At 58.3% G+C, this 13,748-nt stretch carries 12 protein-coding genes and 2 tRNA genes; 9 read left to right on the forward strand and 5 right to left on the reverse strand.

The window, feature by feature from the left end; genetic code table 11:
- Positions 1 to 46 precede the first annotated feature (46 nt).
- The 5 genes from HMPREF2808_RS09340 (at position 47) to HMPREF2808_RS09365 (ending at position 5,510) form a co-directional block, all read left to right on the forward strand.
- Positions 47 to 727, forward strand: coding sequence for a metal-dependent transcriptional regulator (locus tag HMPREF2808_RS09340; RefSeq protein ID WP_010190918.1), 681 nt, complete (start codon positions 47 to 49; stop codon positions 725 to 727).
- 115 nt (positions 728 to 842) lie between these two features.
- Complete coding sequence (gene nrdI / locus HMPREF2808_RS09345) at positions 843 to 1,310, forward strand: class Ib ribonucleoside-diphosphate reductase assembly flavoprotein NrdI (protein WP_005324049.1); 468 nt, start codon at positions 843 to 845, stop codon at positions 1,308 to 1,310.
- A gap of 50 nt (positions 1,311 to 1,360) precedes the next feature.
- Positions 1,361 to 3,556: a class 1b ribonucleoside-diphosphate reductase subunit alpha gene (nrdE, locus tag HMPREF2808_RS09350; protein WP_070597437.1), complete on the forward strand. Its 2,196-nt coding sequence runs from the start codon at positions 1,361 to 1,363 to the stop codon at positions 3,554 to 3,556.
- 51 nt (positions 3,557 to 3,607) lie between these two features.
- Positions 3,608 to 4,633, forward strand: coding sequence for a class 1b ribonucleoside-diphosphate reductase subunit beta (gene nrdF / locus HMPREF2808_RS09355; RefSeq protein ID WP_012715216.1), 1,026 nt, complete (start codon positions 3,608 to 3,610; stop codon positions 4,631 to 4,633).
- A 295-nt stretch (positions 4,634 to 4,928) separates the two neighbouring features.
- On the forward strand, positions 4,929 to 5,510 hold the full coding sequence (locus HMPREF2808_RS09365; protein ID WP_070564612.1) for an NADPH-dependent FMN reductase: 582 nt from the start codon (positions 4,929 to 4,931) through the stop codon (positions 5,508 to 5,510).
- A gap of 173 nt (positions 5,511 to 5,683) precedes the next feature.
- Here the strand turns inward: HMPREF2808_RS09365 and tig are convergent, their stop codons facing one another.
- The 3 genes from tig to HMPREF2808_RS09380 form a co-directional block, all read right to left on the reverse strand.
- Positions 5,684 to 7,039 carry a trigger factor gene (gene tig / locus HMPREF2808_RS09370; RefSeq protein ID WP_070524649.1) on the reverse strand — a complete coding sequence of 452 codons (1,356 nt, stop codon included), beginning with the start codon at positions 7,037 to 7,039 and terminating at the stop codon, positions 5,684 to 5,686.
- Positions 7,040 to 7,112: 73 nt separating this feature from the next.
- Positions 7,113 to 7,186: transfer RNA gene (locus HMPREF2808_RS09375), tRNA-Pro, on the reverse strand.
- A 138-nt stretch (positions 7,187 to 7,324) separates the two neighbouring features.
- The gene (locus tag HMPREF2808_RS09380) at positions 7,325 to 8,143 is read right to left on the reverse strand and encodes a hypothetical protein (protein ID WP_070597436.1); all 819 of its coding nucleotides are present in this window, start codon (positions 8,141 to 8,143) and stop codon (positions 7,325 to 7,327) included.
- Between the two features lie 214 nt (positions 8,144 to 8,357).
- Between HMPREF2808_RS09380 and HMPREF2808_RS09385 the strand changes: the two genes are divergently transcribed.
- Positions 8,358 to 8,432: transfer RNA gene (locus tag HMPREF2808_RS09385), tRNA-Gly, on the forward strand.
- A gap of 93 nt (positions 8,433 to 8,525) precedes the next feature.
- Positions 8,526 to 9,353, forward strand: a complete 828-nt coding sequence (locus HMPREF2808_RS09390; RefSeq protein WP_070597435.1) for an aldo/keto reductase — start codon at positions 8,526 to 8,528, stop codon at positions 9,351 to 9,353.
- On the opposite strand, the gene HMPREF2808_RS09395 is transcribed toward HMPREF2808_RS09390, so the two are convergent.
- Positions 9,350 to 9,823, reverse strand: coding sequence for a ribose-5-phosphate isomerase (locus tag HMPREF2808_RS09395; RefSeq protein ID WP_010191143.1), 474 nt, complete (start codon positions 9,821 to 9,823; stop codon positions 9,350 to 9,352). The two genes, HMPREF2808_RS09390 and HMPREF2808_RS09395, sit on opposite strands and share 4 nt — an antisense overlap.
- Positions 9,824 to 9,933: 110 nt before the next feature.
- On the opposite strand from HMPREF2808_RS09395, the gene HMPREF2808_RS09400 reads away from it, so the two are divergent.
- A complete protein-coding gene (locus HMPREF2808_RS09400) occupies positions 9,934 to 10,305 on the forward strand; it encodes a hypothetical protein (protein ID WP_070565211.1) in 372 nt (123 codons plus the stop codon).
- Here HMPREF2808_RS09400 and HMPREF2808_RS09405 read toward each other — a convergent pair.
- Positions 10,302 to 10,916, reverse strand: coding sequence for a mycothiol-dependent nitroreductase Rv2466c family protein (locus HMPREF2808_RS09405; protein WP_070597434.1), 615 nt, complete (start codon positions 10,914 to 10,916; stop codon positions 10,302 to 10,304). The two genes, HMPREF2808_RS09400 and HMPREF2808_RS09405, sit on opposite strands and share 4 nt — an antisense overlap.
- Before the next feature lie 101 nt (positions 10,917 to 11,017).
- Here HMPREF2808_RS09405 and pepN point away from each other — a divergent pair, with 101 nt between their 5' ends.
- Positions 11,018 to 13,558, forward strand: a complete 2,541-nt coding sequence (gene pepN, locus HMPREF2808_RS09410) for an aminopeptidase N (protein ID WP_070624523.1) — start codon at positions 11,018 to 11,020, stop codon at positions 13,556 to 13,558.
- The last annotated feature ends 190 nt before the right edge of the window (positions 13,559 to 13,748 follow it).

Here is a 13,748-nt window from a genome sequence, read left to right on the forward strand (position 1 = left end):
GGCGCAGCACCAAAGGCGCATACGGAAGCTGGGTTAACATTTGCTCATGTCTGTTTCCGAGCTATCCACCAGTACCCAGAACTATTTGAAAGCAATCTGGGGGCTAAAGGAATGGTCGTCCGAGCCCGTTACCGCCACACTTATAGCGAAACAGTTGGGACTCAAGCTCTCCTCGGTTTCCGATGCAGTGCGCAAAATGTCGAAGCAAGGGCTCGTGTCACACACGCCCTATGGCTCTGTGGAGTTAACCGAACTTGGCAGGCAGTACGCATTGGTCATGGTGCGCCGCCACCGATTGCTTGAGTCTTTTTTGGTTCAAGCATTGGACTACACGTGGGACGAAGTCCATAATGAAGCCGAAAATCTCGAACACGCGGTGTCCGACATGCTCATAGAACGTGTAGATAAGTTCCTTAATTACCCCACTAGGGATCCGCACGGCGATCCTATCCCTACGGTTGATGGACAGATCACAATCCCCAGTGCGCACCGTCTCACCGACAGCGGTGCGCAACCGCAAGTGACCGTGGAACGCATTTCTGATTCCGACCCACAACTGCTGAAGTTCCTTGAAGAGCGCGGCATTGTCACAGGGGCTGTTCTTAGCACGCGCGAGGGAGCGCCCTTTTCAGATTCTCTCGAAATACAGGTGGCCGGCAGCACTCAGTGGGTAGTGCTTGGACGCCCAGCTACCGACGCAGTGTTTGTAGCACACCACAGCCGTTAGACCTTCCCCTTTGCATTAATCCTACTCTCACCTGCCCTTTTCAAAACTACGTTGGGCCGTAGTTGCAACTACGCCATTGCGTAGTTAGTCTTTTCGAATATCACCTATCCCACTTATGGCTAAGGCCAGGATGAGCAGGATTGCTATGTCAGACTCACCAGATTTGGTGTATTTTTCTAGCGTTTCAGAAAACACAAAAAGATTCGTCGAACGCTTAGATAGACCCGCGGTGCGCATTCCACTGCGCCCCAAGAAAACCGGGATGATCCAGGTTTCACACCCGTACGTACTCATCGTTCCCACCTACGGCGGAGGCTCGCTCAAACGCGCAGTCCCCAAACAGGTCATCGACTTCCTCAATGACCCAATCAACCGCTCCTTTATCCGGGGCGTTATTACCTCAGGGAATACCAACTTCGGAAGTGCTTACTGCGTCGCCGGACGCATCATTTCCGCCAAGTGCCACGTACCGGAGCTGTATCACTTCGAGCTTCTCGGCACCCAGAAGGACATCGCCGCCGTAAAGCAGGGCCTTCAAAAGTTTTGGGAGCAGCAAAAGCAGCTAACGATGACACCCCATTAATCCCCCACAAGATGAAGAACACATCCGCATCACACAGATTGGACAACACAATGTGGCCTCTTGATGCCACCCCCACACAGACTATTGGCGCTACGCCCCGCACTGCTTCAGCAGACAATGCCGGCGGTGTCGGCAAGCGCAAAAGCTACCACGCACTCAACGCGCAGCTGAACTTGTTCGACGCTTCTGGAAAAATCCAGTTTGACAAGGACATTCAGGCAGCACAAGACTATGTCACGCACCATGTCGCTCCCCGCATGCATCAGTTCGATTCCACCAAGCAACGCTTGGAATGGTTGGTTGATAACGAGTACTACGAGCGGGATTTCCTTGAGCTTTATGATGACGCCTTTCTGTGCGCCATGTACGACAGAGCACATCAAGCTAAGCACCAGTTCCGCACCTTCCTCGGCGCATTTAAGTTCTTTACTTCATATGCACTGAAAACCTTTGATGGCTCCCGATTCCTAGAAGGCTACGAAGAACGTGTCGCCACCACAGCTTTATACCTTGCACAGGGCGACGAAGAGCTCGCAGAAAAGCTGGTGGATGACATCATGACCGGACGCTTCCAGCCCGCCACCCCTACTTTTCTCAACGCAGGCAAAGCCCAGCGCGGCGAAATGGTCTCCTGCTTCCTCCTGCGAATCGAAGACAATCTGGAGAGCATTGGCCGCAGCGTGAACTCTGCACTGCAACTATCAAAGCGCGGTGGTGGAGTGGCCTTGTTGCTGAGCAATCTGCGCGAATCCGGAGCCCCGATCAAAAAGATTGAGAACCAGGCTTCCGGAGTAGTCCCAGTCATGAAAATTCTCGAAGATAGCTTCAGCTATGCCAACCAATTGGGCGCCCGGCAGGGCGCTGGAGCCGTCTACCTGCATGCGCACCATCCAGATATTCTTCGCTTCCTGGATACCAAGCGGGAAAATGCCGATGAGAAAGTCCGCATCAAGACTCTTTCGCTGGGGGTTGTTATTCCAGATATAACCTTCCGGCTGGCCAAAGAGAACAAGGATATGCATCTTTTTAGCCCGTATGACATCGCTCGCGAGTACGGCGTAGCCATGTCTGACATGTCCATCACCGAGTACTACGACGAGTTGGTTGCCAATCCGCGAATTTCTCACACGACCATTAAAGCCCGCGAGTTTTTCACCACGCTGGCTGAGCTTCAGTTTGAATCTGGATACCCCTACATACTCTTTGAGGATACGGTCAACCGCGCTAATCCCCTCAAAGGACATATCAATATGTCCAATCTGTGTAGTGAGATCCTCCAGGTCAATACGCCATCCACCTACGGCGCCTCAGGTAACTACACCACCGTTGGCCAGGACATTTCCTGCAATCTAGGGTCGCTCAACATCGCTAAAGCTTTTGAATCACCGGACTTTGGGGAAACTGTTGAAACCGCGGTGCGCGCTCTCACGAAGGTCTCAGACCTAACAAATATCGAAGCTGTTCCTTCCATCGCTCACGGTAATGCATCCATGCATGCCATCGGGTTGGGTCAAATGAATCTCCACGGTTTCCTGGCTTCCAAGCGTATTCCTTATGGCTGCGCCGAAGCACTGGACTTTACAAATATCTATTTCCTGACCGTGACCTATCATGCGCTCCGTGCATCCCATGCACTCGCGGTTGAGAAAGGTCAACGATTCACTGGCTTTGAAGAATCCACCTATGCCACTGGCGCCTACTTCGACAAGTACATCGACCAAGACTGGGTGCCGGCCACTGACCACGTAAAACAGCTATTCCATGAGGCTGGCGTGCAGATTCCTCAACGCGAGGATTGGCTACGCCTCAAGAACCAAGTGATGCAAGACGGCATCTACAACGCCTACTTGCAGGCAGTTCCACCCACTGGATCAATTTCCTACATCAATGACTCCACCGCGTCCATACACCCGATTGCCTCCAAGATTGAAATACGCAAGGAAGGCCGCTTGGGGCGCGTGTACTACCCCGCACCGGAAATGACCAACGACAACTTGGAGTATTTCGATGACTCCTACACCGTGGGGTACGAAAAAATCATCGACACCTACGCTATGGCCACCCAACACGTGGACCAAGGGCTTTCCCTGACTTTGTTCTTCACCGCTGATACCACCACGCGGGACATCAACAAGGCACAAATCTATGCCTGGAAAGCCGGAATCAAGACCTTGTACTACATCCGTTTACGCCAACCTGCACTCCAGGGAACCGAGGTCGAAGGCTGCGTTTCCTGTGCTCTGTAGGAACACGGTCCTCCCCTTGTCTACAACCATTCACTCAGAAAGAAGGAAGCTATGTCTTCAACATCGAACAGTGCTGAACTAACCAGCATTTCAGTTACACCGCCGAGCTACCGGCATGATCCTTCAGCCCGCATCCGCGCCATCAATTGGAACCGGGTGAGCGATGACAAGGATCTTGAAGTGTGGAACCGTCTCACCGCTAACTTTTGGTTGCCAGAGAAAGTCCCGCTTTCTAATGATCTCCCGGCATGGCAGAGGATGACACCCGAGGAACGCAACCTCACCATGCGGGTGTTCACGGGACTCACCACCCTGGATACTGTCCAGGCCACCGTGGGTGAAATCTGTCAGATTCAAGATGCCCGCACCGAACACGAGGAGGCCGTGTATACCAACATCGCCTTCATGCAGTCAGTCCATGCCCGTTCTTACTCTTCAGTGTTTTCTACCCTGAGCAGTACAAAGGAAATTGATGAAGCATACCGCTGGGCGGTGAATAATGACCTTCTCCAGGCACGCGCCAAGAAAGTGCTCGCGCACTATTTTGGGCCGGATCCACTCAAACGCAAGGTGTCATCGACGCTGCTTTCCTCGCTGCTTCTCTACGCGGGTTTCTATCTTCCCTTGCACTTTTCTGTCCACGCCACCCTGACAAATACGGCAGACATGATTCGCCTCATTCTGCGTGACAAGGCAGTGCACGGCTACTACTCGGGCTACAAGTATCAGCGCGGTTTGGAATCCACGACCCCGCTACGGCAGAAGGAAATGCATGATTTCACCATTTCTTTGCTCGAAGAGCTTTATGCACTAGAGCTGGACTATTCCGGCGAGCTATATGAGCCTTTGGGACTCATGGATGATGTAGCCGTGTTCGTTCGCTATAACGCCAATAAGGCACTCATGAATTTGGGCTACCCGGACTATTTCCCGCCCGAAGAAACGGAAGTGAACCCAGAAATCCTCGCGGCCCTAGCCCCCGGAGCAGATGAGAACCATGACTTCTTCTCCGGATCTGGTTCCTCCTATGTCATTGGTACTGCTGAAGAAACGAGTGATGATGACTGGGATTTCTAAACCTTTTCCGCGACCGGACCAAGGAAGCTGGCTTGAGACCATTGCGCTGTTTGAAGCCATCCGCGAAGGAAACCAACCCGCAGCCATGCGGCTGTTGAATACATCCGCCGCACGAGAGGCCGTCCTCGGGGGTCTTCTAGGGCTCATCGAACTGTACTTCCGCCATGAAGAAGGAGACAAAGTAGATGGCTTCCTCACCGCCGCCCACGCTGCCGGCCCACCACCGGCCTTTGGCTGCAAGCCTTTTCTCCCTTGACCACGTCTCCCTACACCCAACTAAGAAAGAAGGTTTACCATGACCACCCCACGTATCAGCGTTATCGTCGGCAGCCTGCGCCGAGAGTCATTTGCACGCAAGATTGCACACGAGGTGCTCACGATGATCCCTGAAGACTACGAGGCAAACATCGTGGAAATCCGTGACTTGCCGCTCTATGACTTCGACTACGATGACCCCGCCGTCACGGACAAGCCCACTCCGGCTGAGTACACCACCTTTCGCGAGACCATCAAGAACTCGAGCGGGATCCTCTTCATTACGCCAGAGAACAACCGCACTATCCCCGCCTGCCTCAAAAACGCAGTGGACATCGGCTCTAAGCCCAACTCAGCTGTGGCGTGGAAGAACCTTCCCGCAGGTATCATTAGCCACTCTGTAGGCCGCATGGGCGGCTACAGTTCACAGAAGAACCTTCGCCTCGCCCTGTCCTACTTCGATATGCCGCTTCCGGGTCAGCCCGAAGTATTTCTGGGTCAATCCCCCACCCTTTTCGAAGAGTCCGGACATCTCAATGAACGCACCGCAGACTTTGTCAGGGATTACGTTATGCGCTTCCTGCAGCTAACCGACAAGGCCTTTAGAGCCACAAACGGCTAGCGGTATCCCCAGCCAACACCCATCACGCCCTCTACGAAGTACTCAAAGACTCCTAGAGGGCGTTCACACTGACACAAACCCCGGATTCAGGCTCATCCTTGAGTTACCTGAATCCGGGGTTTCACGCGCGCTCGCCACCACACATGTGGCAGCGGCACATTACAAGCGGGAGATTACTTCTCCTCGGAAGCCTCAGCCTCGTCCTCGTCGATCTCGCCGAAGTACTGGTCAACATCAACCTTGTTGCCAGCCTCGTCGGTGACCTCTGCACGGCAGATAGCCATAGCCAGGGCCTTGCCGCGGCGAACGTCAGAGAACAGGTTGCCCAGCTGGTTGCTGGACTGCAGCTGCTGGATGAACTGGTTCGGGTCCATGCCGTAGGACTGCGCGGTGAAGAGGATGTGGTCGGTCAGCTCCTGCTGGGACACCTCCGGCTCCTCGACTTCGGCGAGTGCGTCCAGGAAGAGCTGGGTGCGCACGGATTCCTCAGCGGACTTGCGCGCATCAGCGTCAAACTCCTCGCGAGTGGTGCCCTGCGCCTCAAGCAGCTGAGCCAGAGCCTTCTCGTCGTGAGCCAGCTGCCCCATGACCTGGTGCAGCTGAGCGTGGACCTGCTCGTCCACCACGGAGGCGGGGAGCTCAAAGTCAACGTCGGCAAGCGCGGCCTTGAGAACCTCATCGCGGATAGCGGCAGCCTGCTCGGACTTCTTGGACTCCTCGACGCGGGTCTTGGTGTCCTCGCGCAGCTCGTCAATGGTGTCGAACTCGGAGGCCATCTGTGCGAACTCGTCGTCGAGATCCGGCAGCTTGCGCTCCTTGGTCTGCTGGACGTGGACCTTCACGGTGGCCTCGTCGCCCTCGTGCTCACCGGACTGGATAGTGGTGGTGAACTCGTTGTCCTCGTCGGTCTTCATGCCGCGCAGAGCGGTGTCGAGCCCCTTGATCAGGTTGTCGTCGCCGATGCGGTAGGTCATACCCTCGTGGGAAGCCTCGTCCAGCTTGGTGCCGTCAACCTCGGTGGTGATGTCGATGATGGCGTAGTCACCAGTCTTCATCTTGCGCTTGGTGTCCTTGAGCTCACCGAAGCGGGAAGCCAAGTCCTCGAGCGCCTTGTCGACGTCCTCCTCGGAGGTCTCCAGCGCCGGCACCTTAACGGAAATCTTGGAGAAGTCCGGTACCTCGAACTCGGGGCGGATATCTACCTCAGCGGTGAACTCGACGAAGTCGTTGTCCTCCAGCTTGGCAATGTCGATCTCCGGCTGACCAATAACCTTGAGATCGTTTTCGGTAACGGCCTGCTCGTAGCGGGACGGCAGCATGTCGTTGACTACCTGCTCGAGGATGGGGCCACGACCAAAGCGGGCGTCGATAAGCTGGCGCGGAGCCTTGCCCTTACGGAAGCCCGGGATGGAAACCTGCTGCGCGATCGCCGCGTAGGCCTGAGCGATTTCCTTGTCCAGCTCAGCGAACGGAACGTTGACGGTGAGCTTGACGCGGGTATCGCTCAGCTTGTCTACGGTGGTCTTCACGAGAAACTCTCCTGATTGTGATCGTCTAAAAATGTAATGAAGGGGCCTGGATGCGTGTCCAGGCCCCCATACGTCGGGGCGACAGGATTTGAACCTGCGACCCCCTGCTCCCAAAGCAGGTGCGCTACCAAGCTGCGCCACGCCCCGTATGGAAAGCCTCTGCGCCCGGAAGCTCCGAACGCAGCTGCGCTTCATACTGGGGCTAGTGTACCGATAGCCGCTTGACTATCCCAACACCGGCCCCATTTTAGGTTCATTTATGCATGTCAGAGGATGTTTAACCGCTTAGAAGTCGAAGTCGAAATCAAACATTCCGCCATCGCCTCCGTCGCCGCCAAAGAGGCCATCGAAGAAGCCACCATCGTCGCCTCCCCCAACATCGCCAGCGCCCACATCACCGGCTCCGTCCAGGGCACCGCCGTCCATGCCTTCAGCGCCGCCGAGGTCTCCACCCCAGTCGCCGCTTTCAGCCGCCGCGGCGGAGTAGCCGACGCCGGACATGCCCGCGAACATGGCGTTGAACATCATGGAGTAACCCACCATCCACACGCCGGTGGTCAACGCATCAGCCCACCACGGGCGCGAGTACCAACCGGCCGGGACTGGGCGCCCAGCCACGACACCGCCCGGGTAGTAGTTCGGGGTTTGCGCAGATGCGCTTGGCGACGCCGTCAGCGTCTCCCCGTTTGCTTCCACCGTGCGGGTTTCCGTGACCTTGCCGGCCTGGCGCTGACCCTCCAGCGGCGGGAGTTCGGGGCCTGGGTCCATGCCCATAATCTCGCGCGCGGCCGCCACATAGTACAGCCCCTCCAGCGCGGACTCTCGCGCGAGGTGCGCTTGCTTTGCGGTTGTGGCGCGGGAAATCGCCGAGTTGGCGGCGGTAAAACGCTCGGAGGCATCCGCCATGGCCTGCTGGGAGGCAGTATCCGTGCCACTCAAGTTCATCACCTGACCGCCAAGGCGCTCGGTCCACCGGCGGGCATCCGCCATCGCGTCCTCAAAACGTTGGGATTCTCGCAGCTCCTGCTGCTTTTTCCCGCTTCTCGAGGAGAGTAACCATGCGCCACCACCGACGACGAGGATAAGGAGCAATAACGAGCTCACGAAAGCACCACTTTCATCTCAGAGTTGAATTGCGTGTCGAACTATGTGTTGTTTTGCTTGTACGCCTACCCAAACTAACGCGCTTTACCCCGCTTAAGTTCCCATTTTCCTTTCAGCGCCCGCGTGCGCTAAAGTAGTCGGCACGCCGATTCAACGGCTTTCAACGTTGAGACTTTCAAAGTCAAGACCTTGAAAGTTGAAGATTGCCGGTTGTGGGAATGTCGTATAGTGGCTAATACCTCAGCCTTCCAAGCTGAAGACGCGGGTTCGATTCCCGTCATTCCCTCCAAGGAAAAGCCGCGCTAACCACCTAATTTAGGTAGTTGGTGCGGTTTTAATCGTTTTCTGCACGGATGACCAAGCTCTGCGTAGAGTGGGCCGCATGACTGTACCTAATATCAAATTGCACGATGGAAACTCCATCCCGCAGCTCGGCTTCGGCGTCTTCAAGGTTGACCCCGACAAGACCGAAGAGCTGGTCCTCGAGGCCCTCAAGGTGGGCTACCGCCACATCGATACCGCTGCCATCTACGGCAACGAGGAAGGCGTGGGCCGCGCGATTGCCAAGTCTGGCATCCCGCGCGAGGAGCTGTTCATCACCACGAAGCTGTGGAATGACCGCCAAACTGACGCAGCCGCAGCCCTCGATGAATCTTTGGAGAAACTGGGGCTCGACTACGTTGACCTCTACCTCATCCACTGGCCCTGTCCGGACAACGGCCACTACGTCGAGGCATGGAAGCAGCTCATCGAGCTGAAGAAGGCCGGCAAGGCAAAGTCCATCGGTGTCTCCAACTTCGAACTTGAGCACTTGGACCAGCTGGAAACCCAGACTGATGAAACCCCCGTGGTCAACCAGGTAGAGCTGCACCCCTACCTGCAGCGCTGGCGCGAGCTCGATGCCTTCCGCGCCCACCAGGTGCATATCGAAGCCTGGGGCCCACTAGGCCAGGGCAAGACGGATCTCTTCGAGCAGCCGGAAATCACCGAGCCCGCCGAGAAATACGGCGTCTCCCCCGCTCAGGTGATCATCCGCTGGCACCTACAAAATGGCGTCATCGTGTTCCCGAAGTCCGAAAACCCGGAGCGCATCGCGCAGAACTTCGATGTATTCGGCTTTGAGCTTGATGATTCCGAGATGGCCGCCATCACCGTTCTCGACCTTGGGGAAGAGGGCCGCGGCGGCACTCACCCCAAGGACATGAACTAAGCCTCCGGAAGCTCCGGCGGAATGTTGGTGCGCTCGTACTCGGCAAGAATGTCGATGCGGCGCTGGTGGCGCTCGGCACGGGACCATTCCTGATCAAGGAAAGCGTCCACGATGGCGAGTGCCTCCTCCTCAGAGTGCATGCGGCCACCGATGCCGATGAGCTGGGCATTGTTGTGCTCGCGGGCCAGGCGTGCGGTCTCCGGGGACCACGCCAGGGCGCAGCGCGCGCCCTTCACCTTGTTAGCGGCGATCTGCTCGCCGTTGCCGGAACCACCCAGCACGATGCCGAGCGAGCCCGGATCGTTGACGGTCCGCAGCGCGGCCTCAATGCAAAAAGCCGGGTAATCATCCTCGGCGTCGTACTCATGGGCACCGCAGTCAATGACGTCGTGGCCCTGTTTCTTCAGGTGTTCGGCGATGACGTTCTTCGTCTCGAACCCTGCGTGGTCTGCTCCTAAATAAACGCGCATGGCCCACATCTTAGCGGTCAGCGGGCACGCCCGCCGACCCGTTTTAGCAATAACTCAAAATTGATATGGTGGGGCACGTCTACTCCCCTAGGAAGGACCCCGCTATGCCCATGACCACACGCGTCTGCTTTCTTTACGTCGGCGCAATCCTTGTCGGCGCAGGTTTATTCGCCGCCGGTTTCTTCACCGACAACGTCTTCATCCTGCCACTTCTCTTGGCAGCAGTGATGACGCTGGCCCACCTCGGCGTGGGTCTGTGGTGGCTCCTGCATAAGCCACGCACCGCCGGCGGAATCACCGCCGGCGTCCTAGCGATACTTGCGGGCGCTTCGTGGGCCACGTGGCTAGCCGCCGAGTGGGAGGAATACCAGGCGCAGAGCTATCTGCCCATCATTAACATCGCGGGACTTCCCGCTTTCGTGCTCACCCCTATCGTCCTGGTCTGCGTCATCGTGGCGGCAATGCGCAACCGCACGCGTTAAACCTGGGGTTCTTCGGTGCGGGAGCGCTTGAGCTCGAAGAAGTACGGGAACTGGGCGAGGCGCACGGAGGCGTCGAAAAGCTCGCCAGCTTCCTCGCCGGTGGGAACGCGCGTAATGACCGGGCCGAAGAAGGCGGTATCGCCGAACTTCACCACCGGGGTGCCGACCTCATCGCCGACCTCGGAGATGCCGCGGTTGTGGAACTCGGTAAGCTTCTCATCCATCTCTTCGGTGTTGGCCACGGAGGCGAAGGTGGCGGGGAGGGAGGCGTCGTCAAGCGCCTGCTTGATGATGTCGTCGTAGGCTCCGTAACCCTTCTTGCCGCCCTGGCCCTCCGTGTGGATGCGGGTGCCCATGGCGGTGTAGAAGGCATCGACCTTGTCCGGGGCCTCCACGGCAATCTTGGCCGCCACGCGGGCAGGACCCCAGTTGGCTTCCATCATCTTCATGTACTCCGGATCCAGGTCACGGCCCTTGTTGAGAACGGAGAGGGACATCGGCTGGAAGGTCACCTCGATATCGCGGACTTTCTCCACCTCCTTAATCCAGCGCGAGGTCAGCCACGCGAAGGGGCATGAGCAGTCGAACCAGAACGTCACTTGTTGAGCCACGGTAAATCCCCTTTGTTTCTGTGGTCTTTGGCACCCCACCCTAGGCGTGTGACTACGCTGGTGCAGAGACTTTAGGTACAGAGAAAGAGGAGATGCACCTTATGACCTCGATTAACCTCACCCGCGAGGAAGCCCAGCAGCGCTCCGACATGGTGGAGGTAAGCCACTATGACGTTGCCCTCGACCTCACCGGGGAGGAGTTTTTCACCTCCACCACGGTGGTGAAGTTCCGAGTTAAGAAGGCCGGTTCTACGTTTATTGACTTGCGCGGCGACGAGCTTCTCGAGGTCCGCCTCAACGGCGCTCCCCTGCCCACCAGCGCTTATGACCCGACGTACGGGATCCCGCTATCGGGTTTACAGGTGGCGGAGTATGAGCTGAAGGTCGTGGCGAAAATCCGCTATTCACGCACGGGCGAGGGACTGCACCGCTTCGTTGACCCGGTCGACGGCGAGGCTTACCTCTACACCCAGTTCGAGACTGCCGACGCCAAGCGCGTCTTCGCTTGCTTTGACCAGCCGGATTTGAAGGCGACGTACTCGCTGGCTTTTGAGGTTCCGGAGCACTGGACCGTGATTACGAACTCCCCCATCACGCGTTCGGGCAATACCGTGCGCGCGGCGGTGGACTACCCGCTGTCGACCTACCTGATTGCGCTGTGCGCGGGCCCGTACGCCGGCGTGAAGGATACGTGGACAGGCATGCTGGCGGAGCACTCGGAGGGCTCACCTGCTAAGTCCGTTGAGGTGCCGCTGGGGATTTACTGCCGCCCCTCCCTGCTGGAATCGCTCGACGCCGAGCGCCTGTTCACGGAGACCAAGCAGGGCTTCGATTTCTACCACCGCAACTTCGGCTTCGCCTACCCCTTTGGCAAGTACGACCAGATTTTCGTGCCGGAGTTCAACGCCGGCGCGATGGAGAACGCGGGCTGCGTGACCATTCGCGATGAGTACGTCTTTACGTCGCAAGCCTCGCACTACAAGTATGAGCGCCGAGCGGACACCGTCCTGCACGAGCTGGCACACATGTGGTTCGGTGACTTGGTGACCATGCAGTGGTGGGATGACCTGTGGCTCAACGAGTCCTTCGCCACCTGGTCGGCGGCGATTTCCCAGGCGGAGGAGACCCAGTACGACACCGCGTGGGTGACCTTTGCCAACGTGGAGAAGGCCTGGGCCTACCAGCAGGATCAGCTGCCCACGACGCACCCGATTTCCACGGATGCTTCTGATATTGAGACCGTGGAGCAGAACTTCGACGGCATCACCTACGCCAAGGGGGCGTCGGTGCTGAAGCAGCTGCAGGCCTACGTGGGCCGCGAGAACTTCTTCGCCGGGGTACGCCGCCACTTCCAGGAGCACCAGTGGTCGAACGCCACCTTCGGGGATCTGCTGCGCCACTTGGAGGAGGCCTCAGGGCGCGACCTATCCTTCTGGGCGCAGCAGTGGTTGAAGACTACAGGAGTCAACACGCTGGGTGTGGCGCTGGAGACGGACGAGTCCGGCACCATCACCCAGGCCTTCCTCACCCAGCGCGGCGATACCCTGCGCACGCACCGCGTCGCCGTCGGCGTCTACGCGCTGCAGGGTGAGAAGGTGGTGCGCACCGAGCGCATCGAGATGGATATCGATGGCGCCTCCACCGAGGTTCCGGAACTCATCGGCCGCAAGCAGGCGGACATCGACTTCGTGCTGACAAACGACGATGACCTCACCTACTGCCTCATCGAGCTGGATGCGGGTTCCCTTGAGTTCCTGTTGGAGAATATCGAGAAGTTCGAGGACCCCATGGCCCGCACTTTGTGCTGGTCCACCGCGTGGGAGATGACCCGCGCGGGCTCGATGCGCGCCCGCGATTTCGTGGCGCTCGTGGCCCGCGGTGCGGCAGCGGAGACCGAGCTCGCCGTGCTGGAGCGCATCCTCTCCCAAGCTGCCATGGCCCAGTCCACTTACGCCGACCCAGAGTGGGCAAAGGAGGATACGCAGCTTGCCGACGCCCTCCTTGAAGGCGCCCGCTCCGATAACACCGCGCGCTCCATCGTCTTCACCCAGGCGCTGGCTGGCATCAAGCTTCACGACGCCTCCCGCACCTTCTTCCAGGAGCTCCTCAAGACCTCCTCGGATGCGAGGCTGCGCTGGAAGGCGCTCACCGCGCTCATCGCTGATGGCTCGCTTGCCGACGTCACCGGTCCCGAAGCCGCCGGCGCCGCCATGACGGCGGTGGCTGAGGAACTCAAGCGCGATAACACCGCGACAGGCTACCAGGCCTCGCTTAAGGCGTTGGCCGCGGTTAATACCGAGGACAACAAGCGCGCGGTGTGGGACGAGATTGTCGCCGGCGAACTGGGCAACCGCGACTTGGAGTCCAAGCTCGCGGGCCTGACGTTCGTAGGCGCCGACGAGCTCCTGCCGAGTGCGGAGTTCTTCGACGTGGCGGAAAAGATTTGGTCCGCGCAGTCCAACGAGATTGCTCTGACCACGGTGACCGGGTTGTTCCCGCGCTGGGATGTCAGCCAGGAGACCCTCGACCGCGCCGATGAATTCCTCTCTCGCGACCTGGCCGGTGGCCTGCGCCGCACGGTGACCGAGCAGCGTGACCGCCTCGCCCGCGCCCTGCGCAACCGCGCCGTCGACCGCGGTTAACACCGCGTCTAGCCCCTCCCTGAGGGGCTTTTCTCATGCCAACTCCACGCCCACAGCCACCTTCCCACCCATGGTGCTCATTCCTCCATTTTCGGGTTGGCCTTTCCCACACCACCTGAGCTGGGTGTTTCTTCGCTCCGCTTGCGGGGCCCACGGTGCTGTTTTAGTCTCTGTGCTCATGGGGGATATC

It is taken from the genome of Corynebacterium sp. HMSC078A10 (assembly GCF_001811565.1).
GTDB classification, from domain to species: Bacteria; Actinomycetota; Actinomycetes; order Mycobacteriales; family Mycobacteriaceae; genus Corynebacterium; species Corynebacterium hesseae.